The organism is Rickettsia sp. TH2014 (assembly GCF_019249195.1).
Lineage (GTDB): Bacteria > Pseudomonadota > Alphaproteobacteria > Rickettsiales > Rickettsiaceae > Rickettsia > Rickettsia felis.
The window spans coordinates 1-4,572 of sequence record NZ_MXAX01000280.1; the positions used below are offsets into that span (position 1 = coordinate 1).

Here is a 4,572-nt window from a genome sequence, read left to right on the forward strand (position 1 = left end):
CTTTTCTTAATATCCGTGTAAAAATAACGCCCTATCTCCAACTGCTTATTTACCTCGTTTATTGACTCTAGAATTATAGATATCTCTGAATCATACGGGATAATCTGAGGTTTTATTACTCCTGTTTTTTCTAATCTTTTATATAATTATCTTCTAACCTTAAAGCAGTATGCCCTTTATATTTACCTTTTTTAAAATTATCAAGATATCAGTATTGCTATGGTAACCGTTAGGTAAATCACGTACCCAGTCGCCTCTAGCAAAAGAGCCATACAAAATAATCATAGTAATTTTATCCTGTGCAATATCTAAAATCTGCTGCATTATAAAATTAAGCCTAGCTTGGATCTTAAGAGAACGTTCAGGTAAGGTGGTTTTCATTTAAATCTATATTTTATATTTCTGCTTTTAGCTTTTTTATTTCTTCTATGGATATTCCTGTCATCTCGTGTATTTCTTCTATAGGTATTTTTTAGTTAGCATTTTCTTTATTATTTCAATTTTTCCCTTTTCTATACCTCTTTCTATCCCTTTTTCTATACCCTTTTCCATACCGGCATTAAACTTTTCCTCAAATTTGTCTATTTCATGTTGTATAGCCATTTCAGCTCTAAGGTAATCATCATGCTCTTGGTCCGTCCATTTATATTGCTCTAAACTTGCATATGCCGATAACACAATTTCATTTTTAATCTCTTTTGGCGACTCTTGTTCTTGCGAAGCATATTTTAATAAATGTAACCATTCATCGGCATCATCTTTAAGATCATTTTTTTAAATTTTCCTAGTTCAATAAATACATAAGTTAATGAAAACAAATATTGTTTATGGGTATTGCTTTCTTTTATATGATGATAGCTAACATACGGCAATTCATCAGGCAAAGCTTTTGTTCCTATGATAGAAATTATTACTACCGGCAATAAATCTTTATGTTTCATACCTTTCTTAATTTGACTAACATAGGTATAACAACCGTAAAGCTGCGTTCTATTAAGATAATCTTCCTCCATTTTACGCTGCATTTCGATCATATACCATCTACCGGTTTCATCTTTAACTTTTAGATCGAATAAACTTCTTTTCCCTTCAAGACATAAAGGCAATTGTTCAGTAGTTATATAGCTTAAATCTATGATTCTATCTCCTTTCGATAACCTAAGAAGGGAGTTCAATAAATTTATTAATTTTACTTTATCGCTAAATAATTTTTTAAATGCGACATCATTTGTACCGTCTAAATATCTTTACATAAATAATTATATTTTTAGTAAGTTTGCATATATAGCAAATTAACCTCAGATAGTAAACTACTTTTACAATTTATTATAAGTATTAGACTTCTTGCATAACTTATCTTATAAAGAGGGATCCCCTTGAAAACACGGAAGCACTTGCCACCGCAGCGTATATAAATACATGAGGATGCGTTACCTTCTTGATGTACAAATTACCTTTAGAAGGAGGTTAGGCAAAAAGTCTATTAATACCTATCATTATCATCATATACCCCCCAAATTGCTTTCTTTGAGATCCATCCCGTATAATCTTTACATGTAATTTGGCAGAATTGTCCTTTGCATTTTTTTAAACCGCAGCGAACCTTGGGTATTAATTTTGCTATAACTCGGCTTTTATGGTCTGCGGATTTGGTAAGCTCTATTTCCTTATCGGAGGTAATAACTACTGATCTTTTACCTGATAAAACGCTTGAATGTATCCAACCGCCTTCGCCGTTAATGTCACGTACTTGTCGCCATTGTTCGTACTCTGCAGTTATTTCTACCGGTTCGCCTTTTTTAACAAAAATCCATTCTACGGCAGATTTAGTGGTTGGTCCGCTCCTTGCATTTACTTCATTAGATTTTATTGAAACAAATCTTGGAATAGGTAATTTTTTATTATCGGCGTTAATTGTTGTTGATAATATTATCGTAATTAAAATGATAAAAACTTTAATCATTATCTTCCACTTCAGATAAAGCATCCTCTTTTTTTGCTATTATATAATTACCAAGCCTAAATTGCACTTTTATTCTATTAATTTCCTGCTCGCTAATACCTATATTTTTTAGGACTGTTCCACCGATTTGTAATCCAGTCTCATAACTTTCCGGAATAATAGTTGTGGCACCTAAATCATAAAACTCTCTGGCATTTTTTAAGTTTTTTAACTTAACGATAATCGGTATATCCTGATAATTACCGCTAATTGTTTTAAGCGATTTCTTGATAGTTACTTGATTATTCATAGTAAGTATTATAGCAAATGCTCTTTCCGTACCTAATGCCTTTAGAGTATCGGCTTGCGATACGTCACCTTTAAAAACCGGTAAACCGTTTGAGAGCTCTTCTTTGACTCTATCATCATCTAAATCAAGTATTACGTAACTTATACCCTCCGCTTCCAAAACTCTTGCTACCATTTTACCGGTATTACCAAGTCCGGCAATAATAATATGGTTTGTTAAATCTCTTGCTCCAAGCTCAATCATTTGAGTCGGAGTTTTGCCAAGTCTTTTATCAACTTTCTCGGCAATCTTTTTCCCTAAAGCTGCGAGTAATGGAGTAAGTGCCATAGTAAAAGTAACTACGAGTAATAATATATCGGCAGTACTTTCTTCTAATACTCCACTATCTTTACCTAAACTGAATAATATAAAACCAAACTCTCCACCTTGCGATAATAATAAGCCTGAATAAAAAGCAACTCCTTTATTAAAACCGAATAAAATACAAAAAGCCGTTATGATTAAGGTTTTTATACCTATTAAAGCAATAGATAAAGTAAGAATGTGAGATATTTTTTCATACATTTCTAGTGCGTCGATATTCATACCGACGGTCATGAAAAACAATCCTAAAAATAAACTTTTGAAAGGATAAATACTTTCTTCTGCCTGCAATCTAAATTCGGTTTCTGCAACTAATACTCCGGCAACAAATGCTCCTAGAGCTAAAGACAAACCAAATGTTTCGGTAGCCCAAGCAGCAGAAAGTACTATTAACAAAGTCATCGAAATAGGTAACTCGCTTGCATTATTACTTTCTGATGAAATGAAAGAAAATACAGGACGAAGAAAAACACGACCGACAATAAATATTGTAAGTAAGGCCGTTACGGCTTTTAAGAGCGCAATACCAAGAGCCGCCGCAAGCGAAGCTTTATTACTGTCGGCAAGTAGCGGCACTACCACAAGTAATGGAACTACGGCCAAATCTTGCAGTAACAGAATAGCTAAAGAAACTCTTCCTATTTGCGTTGATTGACTACGATTTTCCTCAATAACCTGCATAACAAGTGCCGTAGATGAAAGGGCAAGACCACCGCCGGTAATAATAGCCGCACTACTATTGCCGTCTATAAGTACCATTGCACCGGCAATTACTATAGCAGTCGTTAAAACTTGCAAACTACCGAGACCAAAGACATATCGTCTCATAGCTTTTAATCGCTCGAAGGATAACTCAAGACCTATTGCAAATAATAGAAATACTACACCAAGTTCACCTAGTAACTTAGTTTGGTCATATGTTACGATTTTTAAACCGTGATCACCTATTGCAGCTCCTGCAATTAAGTAACCAAGTACCGGACTTAATCTAAGACGCTTAAGTATAGCCACGATAAAAACCGCAGTACCGAGTAAAATTATAACGTTAATAAGAATATGATCGTTCATCTTTTCCAAATTTCTTCTAGCTTAAAATGTTCCCGTGCTTCAGGATAAAAAATATTAATTAAAATAGTACCTGCATCTATTAGTACCCACTCTGATTTACCAAACCCCTCAATATTACTATTTATACCGGCATTATTTTTTAATTCTAAAGCTACATATTCAGCGATTGCTCCAACATTTTTAGTCGAACGACCGCTAGCAAATATAATATAATCGGCTAATTTATGTTTTCCTGTTAAATCAATTACCTCGATATCTTCTGCTTTTTTCTCATTCAAACATTCTAAGATAAATAATTTTAATTCTTCAGCTTCTTTTTTCATAATAATTAATAAATGACATAATAATATTAATTATTATATTCATAAGAGTAGAGTTTATCAATGAATGTTTAAAATTCTATAATAAAAATTCATATAAAGCTTTACTTTAACTAAAAAAAACTTTAATTAATATTTAGGCTTTTATATCTAAAAAGTGATAAAATAATGGCAATAACTGCAGAAGAGTTAGAAAAAATACTTAAGGAATCCTTTCCAAACAGTATAATAAAAATTACTGATTTAGTAGGAGATCAAGACCATTATGCCTTAGAAATATCAGATGTTCAATTTAATGGACATTCTTTAATTAATCAACATAAATCAGTAAAAAACGCCCTGTCTGAAATATTAAATAAAAAACTACATGCAATTACCATAAAAACTATCGCAGTTCCTGAAAAATAATTACAAATATTAATATAATAAATCTTGCATAAATTCAACTTATTATTTAATTTAAGTTTCATGCTTACTTGGCATTAGTCAGCAATGTGTTGACTGATATTCTTAAAAGAGTATACTGTAAATTAATCTATCCGGTCATGCCTCCATATTGCAGTTATGCC

6 protein-coding genes and 1 pseudogene are annotated in these 4,572 nt (G+C 32.3%); 1 reads left to right on the plus strand and 6 read right to left on the minus strand.

The window, feature by feature from the left end:
• The 6 genes and pseudogenes from KYQ89_RS08415 to rsfS all read right to left on the minus strand — a co-directional run.
• Positions 1 to 381: pseudogene (locus KYQ89_RS08415) on the minus strand (nucleotidyltransferase); the annotation flags it as partial.
• 78 nt (positions 382 to 459) lie between these two features.
• Positions 460 to 678: a hypothetical protein gene (locus tag KYQ89_RS07955; protein ID WP_256621464.1), complete on the minus strand. Its 219-nt coding sequence runs from the start codon at positions 676 to 678 to the stop codon at positions 460 to 462.
• A 50-nt stretch (positions 679 to 728) separates the two neighbouring features.
• Positions 729 to 1,175 (minus strand): Rpn family recombination-promoting nuclease/putative transposase, encoded by a 447-nt coding sequence (locus KYQ89_RS07960; RefSeq protein ID WP_256621466.1) that lies wholly within the window; start codon positions 1,173 to 1,175, stop codon positions 729 to 731.
• Positions 1,176 to 1,483: 308 nt separating this feature from the next.
• On the minus strand, positions 1,484 to 1,963 hold the full coding sequence (locus KYQ89_RS05805; protein WP_218460796.1) for an SH3 domain-containing protein: 480 nt from the start codon (positions 1,961 to 1,963) through the stop codon (positions 1,484 to 1,486).
• Positions 1,956 to 3,683, minus strand: a complete 1,728-nt coding sequence (locus KYQ89_RS05810; RefSeq protein ID WP_218460797.1) for a cation:proton antiporter — start codon at positions 3,681 to 3,683, stop codon at positions 1,956 to 1,958. The genes KYQ89_RS05805 and KYQ89_RS05810 overlap by 8 nt, the downstream gene beginning before the upstream one ends.
• On the minus strand, positions 3,680 to 4,006 hold the full coding sequence (gene rsfS, locus KYQ89_RS05815; RefSeq protein ID WP_218460798.1) for a ribosome silencing factor: 327 nt from the start codon (positions 4,004 to 4,006) through the stop codon (positions 3,680 to 3,682). Before rsfS ends, KYQ89_RS05810 begins: the two co-directional genes overlap by 4 nt.
• 165 nt (positions 4,007 to 4,171) lie before the next feature.
• On the opposite strand from rsfS, the gene KYQ89_RS05820 reads away from it, so the two are divergent.
• Positions 4,172 to 4,411, plus strand: coding sequence for a BolA/IbaG family iron-sulfur metabolism protein (locus KYQ89_RS05820; protein WP_218460799.1), 240 nt, complete (start codon positions 4,172 to 4,174; stop codon positions 4,409 to 4,411).
• The last annotated feature ends 161 nt before the right edge of the window (positions 4,412 to 4,572 follow it).